The organism is Allobosea sp. LjRoot9, from assembly GCF_964252745.1.
Taxonomy (GTDB): Bacteria; Pseudomonadota; Alphaproteobacteria; order Rhizobiales; family Beijerinckiaceae; genus Allobosea.
Genome location: NZ_CAXUPC020000002.1, coordinates 328,989 through 347,841, shown reverse-complemented (window position 1 = coordinate 347,841; position 18,853 = coordinate 328,989). Strand labels below are relative to the sequence as shown.

Below are 18,853 nucleotides of genomic sequence, written 5' to 3'. Positions count from 1 at the left end.
GTGACGCGGTCATGGGGAGCTCGCTCAATACGCCGAGGCGTTGTCGACGTGGAAATGGTAGAGGGTGCGGGCGGAGCCGTAGAGCTTGAACTCGTCCGGAGAGACGTCGTCGCTGAGGCCTGCGCGCGCGATGACGCCTGCCAGCGCCGTGCGGTCGGCGGCCTCCATCGGCTTCTCCACGCAATCGGCGCCGAGGCTCCTGACCGCGCCGCGCACGAAGAGCCTGGCCTCGTAGATGGAATCGCCCAACGCCTCGCCGGCATCGCCGAGCACGACGAGATTGCCCTCCTGCGCCATGAAGGCGCTCATCGGGCCGATCGATCCCTTCACGACGATGTCGATGCCCTTCATCGAGATGCCGCAGCGGGCCGAGGCATCACCCTCGATGACGAGAAGGCCGCCCCGGCCGGTGGCGCCAGCCGCCTGGCTGGCGTCGCCCCTGATGCGGATTTCGCCCGACATCATGTTCTCGCCGACGCCGACCCCGGCATTGCCGGCGACGACGATCGTGGCTTCCTTGTTCATGCCGCCGCAGTAATAGCCGACATGCCCCTCGATCTCGACGATCACCGGCGCGTCGAGCCCGACCGCCAGAGCGTGCTTGCCGCCGGGGTTCTTGATCGTCCAATGCGTCTCATTGGTATTCTGGGGCAGCTTGTGCAGATCCGCGTTCAGCGAACGCAGCGGAACCGTTGCGAGGTCGACGACAGGCATCAGGCGCGCTCCCAGGCGTAGACCTTGGCTGGTTCAGGCTCGAAGATATGGGCGCTTTCGATGCCGGGCAGGCCGGCAAGCGCACGGTATTCCGAGCCGAAGGCGACGTAGTCCTTGGTCTCCGCCATCACCGCCGGCTTGCAGGAGACGGGGTCGCGCAGCACGGCAAAGCCGTTCTCGGTGCCGACCACGAAGGTGTAGAAGCCGTCCAGCGCCTTGAGGCTGTTCTCCAGCGCCTCGCGCAGCGAAGCACCCTCGCGCATGCGCCAGGTCAGGTAGCCGGCCGCGACCTCGCTGTCATTCTCGGTCTCGAAGGACAGGCCCTCGCGCGTCAGCTCGCGCCGCACCGAGTTGTGGTTCGAGAGCGAGCCGTTATGGACGAGGCATTGGTCCCGCCCGGTCGAGAAGGGATGGGCGCCATTGGTGGTCACGGCGGATTCGGTTGCCATGCGGGTATGGCCGATGCCGTGCGTGCCGGACATGCCGGAGAGGCCGAACTGCTGCGCGACCTGGATGGGAAGCCCGACCTCCTTGAAGATCTCCATGCGCTTGCCGGCCCCGACGACGCGCAGGCCCGCACCAGTCGCAAAGGCACGCGCGCGCTCCTCGTCGGCGCGGCGGACCGAGACGATGAGGTGGTTGGAGCGGATCGTCCGCTCCGCGGGATAGCCGAGATGGGCGTCGAGCGCGCCGGCAATACGCTCCAACGCGGCAGGGTCGGAATGGCTGAGCGTCAGCTTGACGAGGTCGGCCTTGTCCGCGCCGTAGATGGCGAAGCCTGCACTGTCGGGCCCACGATCGCTCATCGTCTCGAGCATGCCCGAGAGGAGCCGGCCTAGATCTTGCTCAAGCTCCGGCGCCTTGATGAATAAGCCGACGATCCCGCACATGTGACCCTCCCGTCATGGCGAGAGTCCTAGCATGGGCGCCTATCCTGTCAAGAAACAAAAGTTCTTATCAGGAAATCTAAAGCGCTTGGCGCGGATAGACGATGATCGACAGATAGGTCATCGGCAATTGCACGAACTCCTCCGGCCCATGCAGCGCGCCGGAGTCGAACAGCAGCGCATCGCCCGGCTTCAAGCGATAGCGTCCCTCGGCGTGCCGATAGACCACCTCGCCGCTGAGCATGTAGATGAACTCGACGCCGGCATGCTGGAAGCCGGTGAAGGGCGAGGCGTCCTCGCGCAGCGTGATGAGGTAGGGTTCGACTACGACGTCGCCGCCAAGGGCATGGCCCAGAAGCTCATAGACATGCCCGGCCTTGGTGCCGCGCCGCTCGATATTGACCCCCTTGCCGGCCGGCACATAGGAGCAGTCGCTCTTCTCCTCGAAGGCGGCAAAGAGCGCGCTGATCGGCACGTTGACGCTGGCGGCGATGGCCGCGATCGTGCTGAGCGACGGCGAGATCTGCCCGTTCTCGATCTTCGACAGCATGCCGGCCGAGATCCCGGCGGCCGCCGCGAGATCGGCGACCGACAAATCATGCGAGCGCCGGATCGCGCGGATCTGACGGCCGAGCGCGATCTCCAGTGTTTTGCGTGTCTCCCCCGGCGCTCCCGAGCCGGTCGAACTGTCCTGGACGCTCAACGACAGCACCATCCCTTGCCAACCGCGCATCGTCGCGCTCGCCTGCAGACAGCAGGATCGACCGGGGCGAGTCAACCGCCGCCGGCGCGGGGGAAACGCACTGCAAGACCGGCTTTCGCCGATGGCGGAGCATCGCGTGGGAGCGGCCTGCATCGGGAAGGGGATAGCGACCGTCATCTAAAAAAAGCCGGAACCCGGCCATCCCAGGCATTCCGGTAAAGCTCAATGATGTCATCGGTATCCGGGACGCGTGGATTGTTCTGCGGCGTCCCGGAGCTGAGCGCCTGCCGCGCCATCTCCGGCAGCAGTGCCTTGTAGCGCTCCCCGTCGATGCCAAAGCTCTGCGGCGTCGGAACCTTGAGCCGTGCGTTCAACCCGATGAAGCTTTGGACGAGCGCGCGGCCGGCGCGCTCGTCGCTGTCCCCAGCCGCCGCCCAGCCGAGCGCCCGCGCCGCGGCCGCGTATTGTCGCGGTGCGGCCGACAAGGAATAGGCAGTGACGAGCGGCAGCAGCATGGCGTTCGACAGGCCGTGCGGGACATGGAAGAAGGCGCCGATCGGGCGGCTGAGGCCATGGATCAGCGCCGTCGAGGTGTTGGAGACGGCAAGCCCCGCATGGGTCGCCCCGAGCATCATGGCCTCGCGGGCTGCGCGGTTTCCCGGCTCGCTTGCCGCCGTTTCGAGATGGGCGCCGATCAGCGCCAGCGCCGAGGAAGCGAGCGCATCGGCATGGGCGTTGCGGTTGCGGTTGATGATCGCTTCCAAAGCGTGCGTCAGCGCATCGAGCCCGGTGTCGACCGTGACGCGGAACGGGCAGCTCAGGGTCAACTCGAAATCGACGATTGCGGCGGCCGGCAAGGCGGCCGTTCCCAGGATCAGCATCTTCTCGTGTCGCTGTGTGCCCGTGATCACGCAGGCTCGCGTCACCTCGCTGCCTGTCCCCGCTGTCGTCGGGACCGCGATGAAGGGCATCACGCTCAGATCGATGATGCGCGGAACTTTCAGGGCGTGGACCGCTTCCCCGGTGCTGGCAACGATGGCGGCCGCCTTGCCCGTGTCGATGGCGCTGCCGCCGCCGAAGCCGATGACGCTGTCCCGGTTGCTACCGCGTATCCGCTCCACGGCGAGATCGACTGTGGCGTCGGTGGGATCCTCGATGACGCCCGCGAAGATATCGAGATCGATTCCGGCGGCGCGCATGGCGGCGATCGCGGGCTCGGCCAGACCGAGCTTGAGGACGCCGGGGTCGATGACGAGCAGCGGCCGCGAGACGCCAAGGCGCCGCAGCAGGGCGGGAAGCTGTACGACCGACCCGCCGCCGACGATGAGCTCGCGAGGGGTGAGGATGCGGTTGATCATCTGCGCCTCGCCATCCCGTCGACAGGGATGCTCAATGGGGACGAATGCTCAATGGGGGAGGATCTTCGACAGGAACTGTTTCGCGCGCTCGCTCTCGGGGGCGGCGAAAAACTGTTCCGTGTCGCTGTTCTCGACGATCTCGCCGCGATCCATGAAGACGACCTTGTCGGCGACCTTGCGGGCGAAACCCATTTCATGGGTGACGACCATCATCGTCATGCCCTCCTGGGCGAGCCCGACCATGACGTCGAGAACCTCGTTGATCATCTCCGGGTCAAGCGCGGAGGTCGGCTCGTCGAACAGCATCGCGATCGGGTCCATGGCGAGCGCACGCGCGATGGCGACGCGCTGCTGCTGGCCGCCCGAGAGCTGGATCGGGTATTTCCGCGCATGGTCCGTCAGCCCGACGCGTTCGAGCAGGGAGAGTGCCTTCTCCCTGGCCTCGGAGGGGGAGCGTCCCAGTACCTTCTCCTGCCCGATGCAGAGGTTTTCCATCACGGTCATATGCGGGAACAGCTCGAAATGCTGGAAGACCATCCCCACCCGCGCCCGCAGCCTGGGCATGTCGGTGTCCGGATCAGTCGCCTTCACGCCATCGATCAGGATGTCGCCATCCCTGACGCTCTCCAGCCCGTTGACGCATTTGATCAGGGTCGATTTGCCGGAGCCGGAGGGGCCGCAGACCACGACAACCTCTCCCTTCCCGACCGCCAGGCTGCAATTCTTCAGGACGTGGAAGCTGTCGCCATACCATTTGTTGACGGCGCGGACTTCGATCATGGCGTTCGGCTGCTGCATGATGCGGGTTCTCATCGCTGCTCGGTCACGGTGGCCTGTACGTCGAAGGCGCGGCCGAGGCGTTTTTCGATCCGGCGCTGGATGAACTCCCAGGCCGTGGTCATCACGAGGTAGTAGAGCGCCGCGACGATGAAGAGCTCGAGCACCAGGAACTTTTCCTGGATCAGCACCTGCGTGCGGCGCAGCAGCTCTTCCATGGAAATGATCGAGGCGATCGAGGTGGTCTTGAGGATGCCGTTCACCGAATTGCCCAAGGGCGGGATGATGATCCGGAAGGCCTGCGGCGCCACGACATAGCGCATGACCTGGAATTCGCGCATGCCGATGGCGCGCGCCGCATTGACCTGCCCGCGCGGCACCGCCGAGATGCCGGCGCGCACGATCTCGGAGAGATAGGCCGCCTCGTTGAGGGTCAGGCCGATCAGCGTGGATTCGAGCACCGAGAAGCGGATGCCGAGCTGCGGCAGGCCGGTATAGATGATGATGAGCTGCACCAGGAGCGGCGTGCCGCGCATGATCCAGGTGTAGAAATAGGCCGGCGCCGACAGGACCTTATGCTTCGACATGCGCATCAGCGCGACGAGGAAGCCCAGGATCAATCCGAACAGCATCGAGAAGACCGTCAGGCCGAGCGTAATCAGCGCGCCTTCGAGCATGTATTCGTTCGTCAGATATTCGAAGAAGCCGCCCCAGTTCCAGCCTTTCACGCAGATCTCCCGGCAGATGGTCGAAATCGGACATGGGACGCCCGGGCATGCGCCAGGGCAGGGTGGTCTTGAAGGCAGGGGCGGTGTCGGCTAGCTGTCGCGCCCCAGCACGCGGACGCCGCCCTCGATTTGGCCGACGCCATAGTCGGACATCAGCTTGGCCAACGAGCCGTCGGCCTCCATCTCCTTCAGCGCCTGGGCCACAGCATCGGCGATGGCCTTCTGGCCGAAGGAGAGTGAGCCCGGCGTCGGGAACATGCCGCTGAGCGCATGGGTGAACTCGCCACGCTCCTGATATTGCTTGGCGACGGGGTCGATCGAGACCGCCGCATCGACCTGCCCGGCGCGCAGGGCCTGATAGACCGTGGCGTAGTTGTCGAAGAGATTGATGGTCATCTCGGTGAGCCCGCGCGATTTGAACTCCTTGTTCAGGTCGCGGATCTTGCGTTCGGCATAGCCGCCGAGATCGGTGCTGACCCGCTTGCCGGCGAGGTCGTCGACCGCCGTGATCGGCTTGCCCGCCTGGGTCGGTGTCGAGATGCTGATCGCGAGGTTCTCATAGGGGATCATGTAGAGAATCTTCAGGCGCTCGGGCGTGACGAAGAGGCCGGCATTGATCATGTCCCAGCGGCCGCCCTGCAGGCCCGGCACCATCGCGGCATATTCCGTGCTGATATAGTCCGGCGTCAGGCAGAGGCGCTTGGCGATCTCGTATCCAAGCTCGACCCGCATGCCCTTCAGCACGCCCTTCTGATCCGCATAGGCCATCGGCGGCAAGGTCGGGCTGGTGGCCATGACGAAATGTCCGGCCTTGGTCAGGAGATTTCCGGCGATCTTCGGCGTGCAGCCTTGCGCCTGGGCCTGCGCGGCTGGAAGGGCGACCAGAGCCATCAGGCCTGCGAGCCCGATCATGCGGATCGCTTTGCGGGGATTGCGCCCGCAAGGCACGGCAAATCTCCAGAAGGCCATTTGTCGCTCCATCTTCAAGCTGGTATTCTGTATTATGGCATACCAGATTTGACGCCACAATCTGGTTGACCAGGGAAAAATCAGGCAGGGCCATGCCCATAAATCAGGCGAGGGAGCACAGGCGAATGGGCTGTTGTCTTCTGTGTCCTGATCGGGCAACTGTCGTAGAAACAGGAAGAACGACCGATGAATTCGACTGAGCGGCCGATGCTGGTCGATCGTCCGGGGAAGACCCTTCGTGAATTGACTCTAGAAAAGATGCGCGAAGCCATCCTCGACATGCGCTTCAAGCCGGGCGCGCGACTTGTCGAGCGCGATCTGTGCGAGCAACTCGGGGTCAGCCGGACCATCGTCCGCGAGGTTTTGCGCCATCTCGAATCGGAAGGGCTCGTCGCGACGCTTCCCAATCGCGGTCCGATCGTGGCCAAGACCACGCCGGATGAAGCCAAGCAGATCTACGAGATTCGCGGCGTGCTCGAAGGTATCGCGGCCCGGGCCTGCGCGGAAAACCAGCAGCCTGGCGTCGTCGCAACGCTCGAAAGTCGGCTTGCGAACATCCGCGCGGCCTATGCCGAGAATGCGATGTCGACGGTCCTTTCCGAGACGACAGAATTCTATCGCCTGTTGTTTGCAGCCTCCGGCAAGGACATCGCCTGGGGTATCGTCAGCTCCATCACCGTGCGCATCAATTATCTGCGCTCGATGACGATCAAGACGACGGGGCGCAATGTCGAGGGTCCCAGGCAGATGCAGAACATCGTCGACGCGATCCGGGCCGGCGACGGTGAGGCGGCCTATAATGCGGCGCTGACGCATGTCCGCAACGCCTCGTCGATCGCCCAGGGCTTGCTTTCGGAGCAGGGCTTGCTCTCGGAGCAAGCGGACGCGACCTGAGGGCGCGGGGGTCAGACGCTCCCGCGCAGGATCAATTCGAGGTCGATAGCTTGCTGCGGCATCTGCGGCGCAACGCCGCCGAGCCTTTCGCGCAGCAGCGCCCCGGCGCGCCGGCCGATGCTGTAGGCGTCGATGCTGATCGTGGTCAGGCCCGGCGCGATCTCGGCGGCGGCGTCATTGTCGCCGAAGCCCAATATGGCGAGGTCGCCGGGGATGCTCAGGCCGCGGGCACGCGCCTCGATCAGGGCGCCCGTCGCCAGCAGGTCATTGGCGCAGAACACCGCCTCGACCTGTTCGCCATCCTCCACGAGCCGGCGCAGCGCCGCGCGGCCGTCAGTGATGCCGATCACTTCGGGCACCGTCACCTCGCGGGCGATCGTCACGCCGAGCCGCTCTGCCGCTGCCCGGAATCCCTGCAGCCGCAAGGCGCCGCGCCCGCCGGCGCGGCCGATGAAGCCGAGGCGGCGATAGCCCCGCGCGGCGAGATGCTCGGCTGCCATGGCGCCGGCATCGACATTGGAGAAGCCGACCAGCATGTCGATCGGATCGCGCGGATAGGCCCAGGTCTCGACGACCGGGATCGAGAGTTCGCGCAGCGCCTGCCGGTTGTCCTCGAGCTCGATGACGCCGGTGAACATCACCGCCGCCGGCCGCAAGGAGCGCAGCGAACGGATCATCGCGACCTCCTTCGCATAGGAATAGGAGGTCTGCCCGATCATCAGCTCATAGCCTTCGGGCTCGAGTTCGGCCGCCAGCCCCTGGATCGCCAGGCCGAAGGGTTGGCTGAGGATGTTGGAGACGAAGGCCGCAACAAGCGTCGAGCGGCCGGAGCGCAGCGCCCGCGCATGGGGGTTCGATTCATAGCCGGTGCGCGCAACGGCTTCGAGCACCTTGCGGCGGGTCGCCTCGGTCAGCTTCTCCGGTTGGCGCAACGCCCGCGAGACGGTGATCGGCGAGACCCCGGCGAGGCGCGCGACCGCCTCGATGCGGGGAGGGCGGGCGGAGGGGCGCGGCGCGATCGCCTGGTCGGCGCGCACGCGCACGACGTCGTCGTAATTCGGCCGTGGCGCCGCCTCCTCCGTCATCGAGCCTCCCCGATCGCCTGCCGCTCAGCAAGAGCCGGATGATTTCAGCTGGGATCACGAGATGATCCCAGCTGAAATCTGAATCCGTCTCTCATCTAGGAGTTGGAGCAGGATCAATGCGAAAAACCGGTTCCCACTTTTTCGCATCCTGCTCTAAGGCCGAAGGCGGAGCGATCCAAGCGTCGCCCGACCTGTATCAGGCAATCGCCCGATTCGCTGTCGCTGTGCAGGCGGCGCGAAATGACGATGCCGGAGGCGGCGAAGCGCAGCTCCTCCTCGGCCGTCTCGAGCCGCCCGAAATCGTGGTACCAGCCTGCCAGATCGCCGGCCTCGACTGTCGCGCCGCAATCGACGCGCGGCTCGAACCAGCCGCGGCGCGTGGCGTAGACCGCTTGCGTGTGGCTCTGCAAGGCGAGCAACGTCATCGTTTGCTCGATCGGCTGATGCGGGCCCAACACCGGCTCGGCGATGCTGCCGAGCGCCAGGAGCAATCTGTCGATGGCGCGCCGGGTTAGCGCCATGCTCTGCGGCGTCACCGTGCCGCCACCGCCGAACTCGCCCGAGATGCCGATCGCCCCGGCACGGGCGGCGGCCGCCATCGAGGTCGGCGCCTCCGCGCCGTTCTCCGCGACGAAGCCGAAGGGCATGCCGAGCCCGTCCATCAGCGCGAGCGCGCGGGCAAAAGTCTCCGGCGAGCCCTGCTTTTCGATCAAGGCGCAAGGCAGATGCGCCATCGAGGTGCCGCCGGAATGCAGGTCGAACACCACGTCGTGACGCGGAAACAGTTCCGTCTCCAGGAATTGCGCGATCCGGCTGGTCGGCACGCCGCTGGCGTCGCCTGGGAAGGCGCGGTTGAGATTGCCCTCGTCGAGCGGCGAGCGCCGCCGCGCCGCCATCACCGCCGGCGCATTGGCGAATGGCAGGATCGTCAGCTCGCCGCGCATCGCCTCGGGCGCCAGGCGCCGGATCAACTGGGTGAGAGCGATCTCGCCCTCATATTCGTCGCCATGGTTGCCGGCCATCAAGAGGACGCGCGGACCCTCGCCATTGCGGATGCGGCAGACCGGCACCTTGACCTGGAAATAGGGGGAGCGGTCGACCGAGAAGGGAATGCTGAGATAGCCGAGTGATTTGCCGTTCGCGGCGAAGTCGAGCTCGTGGAAAAGGCCGGTATGCATGGGGCACCTTGATGCGCCGCCGGTCGGCAGTGTTGCCGAACCGGCAGCGGCTTCGGGTCAGGACGCCGCCCGACGAAAGCCGGGCGGCGGCTGCAAATTCAGAGCGTCGGCAGGGACTGCTCTTCCTTGAACCATTTCAGCTGCAGCGCGCCGAGCTTGCCATTGAGCTTGTTGGAGAAGATCGCCGTGTTGAGCCAGTTCAGCAGGTTCTGCTCGCCCTGGCGCACGCCGATATGAGCCGGCGACTGGCGGATGACGAATTTCATCTCTACCTCCTTGCTCGGGTTCTGCTCCATCACCTTGATGGCGATGGCGCTGTTCTCGGCGAAGGTATCGGCCTGGCCGGCGAGATAGGCGGCGATGGCGGCCGGCGTATCCTCGAAGCGCACCACCTTCACCTCGGGCGCGTTGTCGGTCAGCCAGAGATCGAGCGTCGTGCCCTTGGCGACGGCGACCGTCTTGCCCTTGAGGTTGTCGGGCTTCTTGCCGGTGGCGGCGGGGATCGATTTCGGGCCGTAGACGCCGAGATTCACCACGGCATAGGGCTGCGAGAACATGATCTGCTGGGCGCGCTCAGGCGTGGCGCCGAGACCGGCGGCGAGCACGTCGATCTTGTCGGAGAGCAGGCTCGGGATGCGCGCCGCGCCGGTGACGGGCACGAGCTCGAGCTTCACGCCGAGGTCGCTGGCGACGAGCTTGGCGAGGTCGGCGTCGAGGCCGGCGATCTCGCCCTTCTCGTCCTTGAAGCCCCAGGGTGCGGCGTCGGTCAGGATGCCGACGCGCAGCTTGCCGGCCTTGAGGACGTCCTGCAGCTTGTCGGCCCTGGCGGCGACGGGGGCGGCCAGGGTCGCTGCGGCCAGGGTTGTTGCGGCAATGAGTGCCGCCATCATGGTTTTGAACGGGGTCATGCTGTTCTCCTCTGAGGGCTCGTTGCAGCCTTGGGGACCGGCTACTTCACCGAGTTGATGAAACTGCGCAGCTCGGGCGTCTGGGGATCGGCAAAGAGCTTCTCCGGCGGACCCTCCTCCCAGACCTTGCCCTGATGCATGAAGACGATCTTGTTCGCGACATTGCGGGCGAAGCCCATTTCATGGGTGACGAGGACCATGGTCATGCCCTGGCGCGCCATGTCCTCCATCACCTTCAGCACCTCGCCGACGAGCTCGGGGTCGAGCGCCGAGGTCACCTCGTCGAACAGCATCAGATGCGGTGCCATCGCCAGGCAGCGTGCGATCGCGACGCGCTGCTGCTGGCCGCCCGAAAGCTGCTCCGGCCAGGCGTCGATCTTGTCAGTGAGGCCGACGCGGCGCAGCACATCCTGGGCGAGCGCGCGGGCCTCGCTTTTGCCGATCTTCTTGGTCAGCAGCGGCGCCAGCGTGATGTTCTTCTCGACCGTCAGATGCGGGAACAGGTTGAAGGCCTGGAAGACGATGCCGACGCGCTGGCGGAACTGGCGCAGATTGGCCATGCCGGCGGAGACTGGCTGCCCCTCGACCGTGATCGTGCCGGAATTGACGGTTTCCAGCGCGTTGATGCAGCGCAGCAGCGTCGATTTGCCCGATCCCGAACGGCCGATGATCGTGACGATCTCGCCCTCCGCGACATCGAGCGAGACCCCTTTCAGGACCTCGACCTGGCCGAAGCTCTTGCGGACATCGCGGATTTCAACGAGCGCCATTGAGGCGGGCCTCCAGGGAACGGGACCACAAGGTCAGTGGCAGGCACAGCGCGAAATAGATCGCGGCCACGACGCTGTAGGTGAGGAGCGGCTGGAAGGTCGCCGCGCTCGCGACCTGGCCGGCGCGGGCGAGCTCGACGAAACCGACGATCGAGGCGAGCGAGGTGCCCTTGATCAATTGCACCAGGAAACCGACCGTCGGCGGCAGCGACAGCCGCAGCGCTTGCGGGCCGATGATGTGGCGAAACTGCTGCCAGGCGCTCAGGCCCAGGCATGCTCCGGCCTCCCATTGCGCCGGCTTCACCGCCTGGATGCCGCCGCGCCAGATGTCGCCGAGGAAGCCCGCCGTATAGAGCGTATAGGCGATGCCGACGGCGACGAGCGCCGGCACCTGCAGGTCGAGGAAGACCGGCATGCCGAAATAGAAGAAGAACAGCAGGCCGAGCAGGGGCACGCCCTGGATGAGCTGGATCACGGCTGCGGCGAGCCAGCGCAAGGCTGCGAACCGGCTGGTGCGCGCGGTTGCGAGCAGGAGTGCGAGCGGAGCGCCGAAGGCGAGCGCCAGCAGCACGAGCAGCACCGTCCATTGCAGGGCATAGACGAGGGAGACCAGGTCGATAAGGCTGAAGGAACGCATCCCGGGCTCCTCAGCGCCTGACCGGCCAGCGGAAGGCGAGGACGCCGATGACGGCGAACACGGCCTTGAACGCCAGCACCATCGCGAAATAGATCGCGCAGATCACCGCATAGACCTCGAAGCTGCGATAGGTCCGGCTTTCGATGAAGCTGCCGGCGTGGAACAGCTCTCCGGCCGCGACCTGGGAGGCGAGCGAGGTGCCCAGCAACAGCAAGGTGAACTGGCTGGTGAAGGCCGGATAGACGTTGCGCAGCGCCGGCGGCAGCACGACATGGCGAAAGACCTGCCAGCGCGTCAGCCCGAGGCATCGGCCGGCCTCGATCTGGCTTGGCGGGATTGACTCCAGCCCCGCCCGCACGATCTCGATGGCGTAGGCGCCGAAATACAGGCTGAGCGCCACGGCGGCCGCCTCGAAGGCCGGCAGCTTCAGGCCGAAGCTCGGCAGCACGAAGAAGATCAGGAAGATCTGGATCAGCGAGGGCGTGTTGCGGATGATTTCGATATAGCTGCGGATCGCGAGGCGGGCGGGGCGCGATCCGCTGCGCAATAGCGCCGCGCCGAGCAGACCGATGGCAAGGCCGACGCAGGCCGCGATCAGCGTCAGGGCAAGCGTGATCAGCGTGCCTTCGACGAGCTGGTCCTGATAGCGCCAGAGCTGCTGGAAGTTCATCGCCGCGCCTCGTCGCTCAGCCGAAATGCGTGCGCAGCACGCGCCCGACCGTGCCGTCCTGCGTCAATCCGAAGACCGCCCGCCAACGATCGAGGCAGGTGCAGGGATGAGAGATGCCCAGGCACAGGATGTCGCCGACCGCGAGATCGCAGCCGGCCGGCAGGGAGAGGAAAGCGTGCTGGTCGTTCAATCGCTCGACCGTGACGCCCGCCATGCCCGCAAGCTCAGCCCCGTCGCGATGGACGCTCAGCAATCGCGGCAGGCCCTGATCGAAGGAGACGTCGCGCATGCCGAAACCGGCGATGGCGAGCCCGGGTTCCGGCCGCGACAGCACCTCGGCCCAGAGCCGCAGCGCCGGGCGGAAGCTCGCTGACGCCGACAGCGTCTCGCCATCCATGACGAGGCCGCCGCGGGCGTCGAGCGCCGCGAAGGCGCGGGCATAGATGCCGTGATCGGAAAAGAAGATTGCGCCGCTGCGCAGGAGCAGGCTCGCTCGCCCATCCGCCTTCGCTACAGGCGAAAGCGCGGCAACGACGAGATCGAAATAGGCCGAGCCGCCGGCGCTGATCAGCAAGGGGGCTTCGGGCTCGATGGCGCGGATGCGGGCGAAAGCCGCGATCGTCCGTTCCATGAGTGCAGCGATGGCCGCGCGGGTGGCGACGGGATCCGGGCTGGCGACGGCGCCCTCATAGGTCGCGACGCCGGCGAGACGAAGCCGCCCATTGGAGGCGCCGACCGCAGTGATGACCGCTTCGACGGCCTGCGCATCGCGTGCGCCGGCGCGCCCAGCGCCGATTTCGACGACGACCGGCAGGCCCTGGCGGCCGGCGGTTTCAGCGGCAAGAGCGAGCCCGGCGACGGAGGCGGGTGAATCCGCGAAAGCGGTGAGCTCGACTTGGGGGTAGGCGGCGAGCAGGGCGCCCAGACGCCGGCCGGCAGCGATGCCACCGATCTGGTTTGCGAGCAGGAGGCGTGGCTCGCCGGCCTGCATCAGCACCGCCGCCTGCTGGAGATTGGCGACGGAGGCGCCCCAGGCGCCGGCCTGGCGCAACTCGGCGACGATCTCGGGCGACATCGGCGTCTTGGCGTGCGGCGCGACGAGCGCGCCATGAGCTGCGAGATAGCGGAAGAAGATCTCGCGATTGGAGGCAAGCGCCGCCTCATCCAGCGTCAGGGCCGGTAGCGAGAGCTCGCCATGGCTCGGGCGCAGGCCCGCCTCGATGAGGTCCTGCGACGATACCGACTGGGCGAAGGGCACACCGCGCAAGCTCGCGTCGAGACGCAGGCTTTCGCCATCCATGCGTTCGCCATCCATGATCGACTGCATCATTGGGCTGCTCCTCCCGGCGAGCCTGCCTCTAGCAGGATCGACCCTGCATGACAACGTTATCATTTGTCATTCGAGGGGCAGACGTCCGGCATCGGGCGTGGTCACTTCGCGAGTACGGGATGAGGGCGCGCGGAGACGCCATGACGCAGCGCGATCCGCTTTTGATTTTGCGGATCCGTCCACTATAGTATCACGCATGGCGAAATCTGACGGCATCGATCAGCGCATTGGCGCTCGCATTCGCATCGAACGGGAGGGCAGGGGCTGGTCGCTGTCCGATCTCGCCGAAAAGGCGTCGGTATCCCGCGCCATGATCTTCAAGGTGGAGCGGGCCGAGAGCAGCCCGACGGCGACCTTGCTCGGCAAGCTCTCCGGAGCCTTCGGCCTGAGCATGTCGACGCTGATGGCGCGGGCGGAGATGCAGCAGGGGTGGCTGCTGCGGAAGGCCGATCAGCCGCTATGGGTTGATCCGCAGACCGGTTATGTGCGCCGCCATGTCTCGCCACGCTCGGACCTGCCGCTCGACCTGGTGCGCATCGAATTGCCGGCCGGGAAGGAGGTGCCGATGCCCGCCTCGGCCTATGCCTTCATGCGCCAACTGATCTGGGTGCTGGATGGCGAGCTCGTCTTCTGGGAAGGGCAGACGCGGCACGAGATGACGGAAGGCGATTGCCTCGAGCTCGGCCCTCCCAGCGATTGCGTCTTCAAGAACGAGAGCGACCGGGCCTGCGTCTATGCCGTCGCGGTGCTGAGCAATTCCTGAAGCTCCGGCGGTCTTCGGAACAAGAGCTCGGGGACTGGGCAATGCGATGGCGCGCTTTGGAACGAGGGCGGGGATAGCTTGACTCCCAACTTGCGTTTGTTCTTATTATGTTCTCATACTTGAGGATGCAATCAAGGAACCGACCGAGGCGGCGGCACCCACAATTCCAGCGGTGAGCAGGGCCGATCGACGCGGTTCTGGCCGCGTTCGGCGGCGACGCGCGTCAGGCGATCGGCGCGCTGTTCCATGGCATGGCTGTGTTGCTGGCGGATGCCAAGCAGGCCGTGTCGCGCGGCTACCTGCGCTGCAGATTCGTGGATGGTGCGAAGCCGGTTTCTGGCGAAAGGCGAGGCGAGTGATGGTCAAGCGTACGAAGCGCAGCATGGATGCGAGCAAGGCGGCGGCGATGCAGCCTGTGCTGAAGTCGTTTCATCATGAGGTCCGGCGTTGGTGCGCCGAGACGCCGATCAAAACGACGGTCTATGTTGCGCTCGACAACCTCAATTCGGCGCTGCTCCTAATGGACGCGCAGTTGAACGCGGCGATCGATGATCGCTATGAGCGATCGTTCGGCCAGAACGGCATCGAATAGGGGAAGGGCCTCTCAGGCAGCCGCGATCGGCTCGACCGTGCTGGGATCGTCGTCGCCGTCGCCTGTCTTGTTGACCCGCTTGGAGACGATCCATTCCTGGAGCCTTGGCGGTGTCTTGCGCAGGATCTCCTTCCCCGCCGAGCCGGTGAGCCAGGCGTCGAAGTCCTCGGGCTTCAGAAAGGACGGCATGCGGTCGTGATAGCGCGCGGTCCATTCGTCCGCGTCGCGGACCACCATCGTGCAGCTCGTGACTGCCTCGCCCTCGGGGTTTATCCAGATCGCCCACAGGCCCGCTATCCCCAGGAGGCCGCCATCGGCGGCTGAGAAATAGTGTGGAGTCCGATCGGCCTTAGGGCCGGTCCATTCGAAGAAGCCCGAAGCCGGTACGATGCAACGCGTGCGCTTGAAGGCGTCGCGGAACATCGGGTTGGAATCGACCGTCTCGACCCGCGCATTGAAGGTCGATGGCACCTCCTTGATGCCCTTCTTCCACCAGGAGGGGATCAGCCACCAGCGGGCAATGCGCAGCTCCCGCCCGCCGTCGACGGGCACAATCATGTGCACATTGGTCGTGGGCGCGATGTTGTAGCGCGGCGGCAGATTGTCCTGCCCAGCCGGCAACGCTTTCGTCAGCGGCCGGCTGAAAGCATGAATTTGTTCCCAGGTATAGGACTGGCTGAAACGTCCGCACATCGGCGCACTATAGCAACGCCGCGTGGCCAAGAGAACAGAGTGCGATTCCGCGGGTCAAAGGGGTTCTGGAATAGGCGCAGGTCTTCGCAATGTCTCGCATTTGATCGCGCGTAGCCGAGTATGCCTATTTCGCGAATATGCCAGGAATTTCAAAGAGATTGCGGACGCAGCGAATGAAGGGGAACGCCGTAAATATTTCCATAAACGAATATTTCAGCAGAGAGATGGTGCGTTAAAATGCCGTGGTTTGGGACGTGAAAGGCGGCGGGTTAGTTAGGGTTTTTGCCGACAGATTCAAACATCAAATATTGATTACCAACTTGTATTTCACCAGTAGTTTTATTCATAGCTGTGACGTCGCCAATAAAAATCTTTCCAACATTTTCATCTTCCATAAGTTGTTTTGTAACAGCGTGAAGATAAAAATTATCATCTTCATCAGGAAGAATTGAACAAATATCAGAGCCAAATCGAGTTAGGGCGTATACATCGATTCGCAGTGGTGGTTGGAATGCGGAGGTCTTTATTTTCTGATGGCATACTATTGATCTTGTTCCATTCTGAAGAATGCTCACATTACTTTCGTCTGCGTGGAGATCAAATCCGACGCCAGGAACATTGGCAATTAGACCCGCGTCGTCCAGCGCAACAATGATATGGTAGGGAAGTTCATCTTCTCCCGTAGGTTTCGATATATGTCTATGAAGCCGATCGCGATATCGCGCCAATTTTTGAAAGGCGGCTGCAGTGTCCTTGTCTAATTCGCAGAGAGATCGCAAAGTTCTCTTTGAAAAAGATCCTGGATTTACGATTTCACCAGCCAGAACCCGCGCAAACGAGCGTTGCAACACTTCGGAGGACGCGTCTCCAGCGTAATTATAGAATTGATTCATCCAATCATCGTCAATTTCCGTTGAAGAATCTTCTTCTTCCATTTTTGTTTCCGGGCGAGTTGCGGTTATCTGAATGACTTCCTCTCCCGTCATCCCGGCAATCGCGGTTCGATTTTGATAGCGACGCGAAGCCTCGGCAAAGTCTCCCGACAAAATCGCAATGGCTAGCTTGGGATCGGTCTTGACCTCTTTCGCGATAGTTTTGCCCGCTTCGGCGATTAAGTCGGCTTGAACGGCATCTTTTGCCCGCTGAAGGGTGGCGCGCCCCTCATGCTCTGCCGCCGCGGCATCGATTGTGCTTCCCCTAAGGCGATCCCAGGCGGACACCAACCTGCTTTTGATGCTGATCTTGACTCCGCTCTCGGTCAGTCTCGCTTCCATGCTGACAGGCTGCGCGAGCACGTCAGTCTTCGGACCCTTAGCCATAACCTGTTCCCTTTATTGGCGCTAAAGACTGCACGGATTGGTTGTGCCTGTCGAGGTGGCGAGCCGAATGGGTATGCTGACTCGCAGTCGGAGAGATTTCCTATTTCGTTCTGATTGGAGGGACAGGCATAGGCGGCGGCGCATCGACGATTCCACCAATCATCGGCGAAGAGATCGCGACGGCCGTCTATGAGGCCAAGCACGATGCTCAGGAAGCTCTACGCACCCCGCTACATTGGCTGGTGCTGACAGGTTGGTTCCCTGCGGCTTCGTGCGGGAGCGAGCGCGGCGGGCAACGCAATCGAGAGCAGACGCAAGCGTTACGGACGTGCCAGTCACCTTGTCGAACTCGCCAATGGCCTTGGTGAACTCGTTGGGACGGCCTTGCAACCTAAGCCACCCGCAGAGGAAAGGCTAAGTTGGCGGGCCTCACGCGATCGACCTGGCTACTTCGCCAGCCCCTGCAATCTGGCGCGAAGGGCGACGTAGTCGACCTTCGACCTGTGACGTCTGTCGAGAGGGATCTCGTCGATCCCGACCACATGGACCTCCCCGATCAGGGCTGCGGCTTGCATCCAGGCCGGCATCTTGTCCTGATCGCCCTCGACCGCGAGCTGCGCCCGCCCGCCGATCTCCACGAGCGCGCTGCGGCGCACGCCCGGCCAGAAGCGCGACGCGGCCTCGATGCCGAAGGGAAGAAGCTGCCCGGCCCGGCCGTCGAGCCGGCCACCGAGCCAAAGGCGGCCTTCCGCGTCCAGATGGCCGGAATCGCCGGTCCTATGCCAGATCTGGCCGGCGCGCCTCAGCTTGGTCGAGGCATCGTCGGCAGGGTCGAGATAGCCCTTGTTGACGTGATCGCCGGTGACGACGATCTCATCGTCCAGGATCGCGACCTGGATGCTGTCGACGGTGTGTCCCGCGAGCAGGCCTGCGCCTGATTTCATCGCGCTCCAATCGTAATGGCCGATATCGCGGTGGTGCAGATGGGCGATCGGTTCGGCCTCGGTCGAGCCGTAGACCGCCACGATCCCGGCTTCGGGAATTTTTGCCGAGAGGCGCTCCAAAAGGTCTGGAAACACCGGTCCGCCCCCGGTGAAGATCGCGTCCAGCTGCAGCGGCGCCTCGCTGCGCGCCAGCGTTTCGCAGATCGACGGCGGCAGCAGGGCGCGCGTCACCCGCTGGGCCGAGATCTGCCTGGCGATAAGGCCGGCCTCAGTGCGATCCTGGCGGCGCAGGTCCCAGCTCGGCAGCACCGAGGTCACGCCGAGGCCGAGATTGGCGACGACGAAGACCGGGAAGGCGACGAGGTCGGTCTCGTCCTCGCGCCCGGGCGCCAGCAGATCGGCCAGCACGGCGCTCTGCGCCGCGAGGAAGCCATGGCTGCGCTGGATCGCCTTGGGGCGGCCGGTCGAGCCGCTGGTGAACGAGATCAGGGCCGGATGTTCGGGCGTCAGCGACTCCAGCGGTTCGCCCGAAACTCTTGCATCGTCGGGCGTCAGCATGAGCCTGATCGGCCAGAGCTCCGGCACGAGATATCGCAGCGCGCGAAACCAGCCGGCGCTCAGATAGGCTTTTGGGGCGGTCGCGCGCGCGGCGTGACGCAGGCCTTTGAGGCCGAGCGCCGGCTCCGGCAGCACCGCGACCGCGCCGATCCGCCAGAGCGCGGCCAGGCCTGCATAGAGCGAAGGCCCGAGCGGCATGGCGATCAGGACGCGGTCACCTTTGCCGATGCCGGCGCGGCGCCAGGCCGAAGCCAATGCCGAGGATGCCGTGATGAGGTCGGCGAAACCGACCCGGTCGCCGTTCCCCGCCACGATCGCGGTGCGGTCGCCGTGCTGCTCGGCATTCCGCAGGAAAGGGTCGAGCAGGTTCATGCCC

The 18,853-nt window shown here is 64.7% G+C and carries 20 protein-coding genes; 3 read left to right on the top strand and 17 right to left on the bottom strand.

Annotation, left to right across the window (positions count from 1 at the left end):
* Positions 1–24 precede the first annotated feature (24 nt).
* The 7 genes from ACSQ3P_RS10190 to ACSQ3P_RS10160 form a co-directional block, all read right to left on the bottom strand.
* Positions 25–714 (bottom strand): protein glxC, encoded by a 690-nt coding sequence (locus tag ACSQ3P_RS10190; RefSeq protein WP_436165477.1) that lies wholly within the window; start codon positions 712–714, stop codon positions 25–27.
* Positions 714–1,604 carry a class II glutamine amidotransferase gene (locus ACSQ3P_RS10185; RefSeq protein ID WP_436165476.1) on the bottom strand — a complete coding sequence of 297 codons (891 nt, stop codon included), beginning with the start codon at positions 1,602–1,604 and terminating at the stop codon, positions 714–716. The genes ACSQ3P_RS10190 and ACSQ3P_RS10185 overlap by 1 nt, the downstream gene beginning before the upstream one ends.
* Positions 1,605–1,680: 76 nt before the next feature.
* Positions 1,681–2,334: a helix-turn-helix domain-containing protein gene (locus ACSQ3P_RS10180; RefSeq protein ID WP_436165475.1), complete on the bottom strand. Its 654-nt coding sequence runs from the start codon at positions 2,332–2,334 to the stop codon at positions 1,681–1,683.
* Positions 2,335–2,477: 143 nt separating this feature from the next.
* Positions 2,478–3,662, bottom strand: a complete 1,185-nt coding sequence (locus tag ACSQ3P_RS10175) for an iron-containing alcohol dehydrogenase (RefSeq protein WP_436165474.1) — start codon at positions 3,660–3,662, stop codon at positions 2,478–2,480.
* Positions 3,663–3,710: 48 nt separating this feature from the next.
* Positions 3,711–4,442: an amino acid ABC transporter ATP-binding protein gene (locus tag ACSQ3P_RS10170; RefSeq protein ID WP_436166227.1), complete on the bottom strand. Its 732-nt coding sequence runs from the start codon at positions 4,440–4,442 to the stop codon at positions 3,711–3,713.
* Positions 4,443–4,471: 29 nt separating this feature from the next.
* Positions 4,472–5,167 (bottom strand): amino acid ABC transporter permease, encoded by a 696-nt coding sequence (locus ACSQ3P_RS10165; protein WP_436165473.1) that lies wholly within the window; start codon positions 5,165–5,167, stop codon positions 4,472–4,474.
* A gap of 90 nt (positions 5,168–5,257) precedes the next feature.
* Positions 5,258–6,079 carry an ABC transporter substrate-binding protein gene (locus tag ACSQ3P_RS10160; RefSeq protein WP_436166226.1) on the bottom strand — a complete coding sequence of 274 codons (822 nt, stop codon included), beginning with the start codon at positions 6,077–6,079 and terminating at the stop codon, positions 5,258–5,260.
* Positions 6,080–6,322: 243 nt separating this feature from the next.
* Here ACSQ3P_RS10160 and ACSQ3P_RS10155 point away from each other — a divergent pair, with 243 nt between their 5' ends.
* On the top strand, positions 6,323–7,030 hold the full coding sequence (locus tag ACSQ3P_RS10155; protein WP_436165472.1) for a GntR family transcriptional regulator: 708 nt from the start codon (positions 6,323–6,325) through the stop codon (positions 7,028–7,030).
* Between the two features lie 11 nt (positions 7,031–7,041).
* Here ACSQ3P_RS10155 and ACSQ3P_RS10150 read toward each other — a convergent pair whose 3' ends face one another.
* The 7 genes from ACSQ3P_RS10150 to ACSQ3P_RS10120 all read right to left on the bottom strand — a co-directional run bounded on the left by ACSQ3P_RS10150 (position 7,042) and on the right by ACSQ3P_RS10120 (position 13,608).
* The gene (locus tag ACSQ3P_RS10150; RefSeq protein WP_436165471.1) at positions 7,042–8,115 is read right to left on the bottom strand and encodes a LacI family DNA-binding transcriptional regulator; all 1,074 of its coding nucleotides are present in this window, start codon (positions 8,113–8,115) and stop codon (positions 7,042–7,044) included.
* A gap of 113 nt (positions 8,116–8,228) precedes the next feature.
* Positions 8,229–9,293 carry a succinylglutamate desuccinylase/aspartoacylase family protein gene (locus tag ACSQ3P_RS10145; RefSeq protein WP_436165470.1) on the bottom strand — a complete coding sequence of 355 codons (1,065 nt, stop codon included), beginning with the start codon at positions 9,291–9,293 and terminating at the stop codon, positions 8,229–8,231.
* Between the two features lie 98 nt (positions 9,294–9,391).
* Complete coding sequence (locus ACSQ3P_RS10140) at positions 9,392–10,201, bottom strand: transporter substrate-binding domain-containing protein (RefSeq protein WP_436165469.1); 810 nt, start codon at positions 10,199–10,201, stop codon at positions 9,392–9,394.
* A gap of 41 nt (positions 10,202–10,242) precedes the next feature.
* The gene (locus ACSQ3P_RS10135; protein WP_436165468.1) at positions 10,243–10,971 is read right to left on the bottom strand and encodes an amino acid ABC transporter ATP-binding protein; all 729 of its coding nucleotides are present in this window, start codon (positions 10,969–10,971) and stop codon (positions 10,243–10,245) included.
* On the bottom strand, positions 10,958–11,608 hold the full coding sequence (locus ACSQ3P_RS10130; protein ID WP_436165467.1) for an amino acid ABC transporter permease: 651 nt from the start codon (positions 11,606–11,608) through the stop codon (positions 10,958–10,960). The genes ACSQ3P_RS10135 and ACSQ3P_RS10130 overlap by 14 nt, the downstream gene beginning before the upstream one ends.
* A 10-nt stretch (positions 11,609–11,618) precedes the next feature.
* Positions 11,619–12,278 carry an amino acid ABC transporter permease gene (locus ACSQ3P_RS10125; protein WP_436165466.1) on the bottom strand — a complete coding sequence of 220 codons (660 nt, stop codon included), beginning with the start codon at positions 12,276–12,278 and terminating at the stop codon, positions 11,619–11,621.
* A 16-nt stretch (positions 12,279–12,294) separates the two neighbouring features.
* The gene (locus ACSQ3P_RS10120) at positions 12,295–13,608 is read right to left on the bottom strand and encodes an alanine racemase (protein WP_436165465.1); all 1,314 of its coding nucleotides are present in this window, start codon (positions 13,606–13,608) and stop codon (positions 12,295–12,297) included.
* Positions 13,609–13,804: 196 nt separating this feature from the next.
* Between ACSQ3P_RS10120 and ACSQ3P_RS10115 the strand changes: the two genes are divergently transcribed.
* Together ACSQ3P_RS10115 and ACSQ3P_RS10110 are read left to right on the top strand one after the other, a co-directional pair.
* The gene (locus ACSQ3P_RS10115) at positions 13,805–14,371 is read left to right on the top strand and encodes a helix-turn-helix domain-containing protein (protein ID WP_436165464.1); all 567 of its coding nucleotides are present in this window, start codon (positions 13,805–13,807) and stop codon (positions 14,369–14,371) included.
* A 358-nt stretch (positions 14,372–14,729) separates the two neighbouring features.
* Positions 14,730–14,963, top strand: coding sequence for a hypothetical protein (locus tag ACSQ3P_RS10110; RefSeq protein ID WP_436165463.1), 234 nt, complete (start codon positions 14,730–14,732; stop codon positions 14,961–14,963).
* A gap of 12 nt (positions 14,964–14,975) precedes the next feature.
* Here ACSQ3P_RS10110 and ACSQ3P_RS10105 read toward each other — a convergent pair whose 3' ends face one another.
* The 3 genes from ACSQ3P_RS10105 to ACSQ3P_RS10095 form a co-directional block, all read right to left on the bottom strand.
* The gene (locus tag ACSQ3P_RS10105; RefSeq protein ID WP_436165462.1) at positions 14,976–15,656 is read right to left on the bottom strand and encodes an SOS response-associated peptidase; all 681 of its coding nucleotides are present in this window, start codon (positions 15,654–15,656) and stop codon (positions 14,976–14,978) included.
* Between the two features lie 269 nt (positions 15,657–15,925).
* The gene (locus ACSQ3P_RS10100; protein WP_436165461.1) at positions 15,926–16,951 is read right to left on the bottom strand and encodes a DUF2806 domain-containing protein; all 1,026 of its coding nucleotides are present in this window, start codon (positions 16,949–16,951) and stop codon (positions 15,926–15,928) included.
* A gap of 470 nt (positions 16,952–17,421) precedes the next feature.
* On the bottom strand, positions 17,422–18,849 hold the full coding sequence (locus ACSQ3P_RS10095; RefSeq protein ID WP_436165460.1) for an AMP-binding protein: 1,428 nt from the start codon (positions 18,847–18,849) through the stop codon (positions 17,422–17,424).
* Positions 18,850–18,853: the final 4 nt, after the last annotated feature.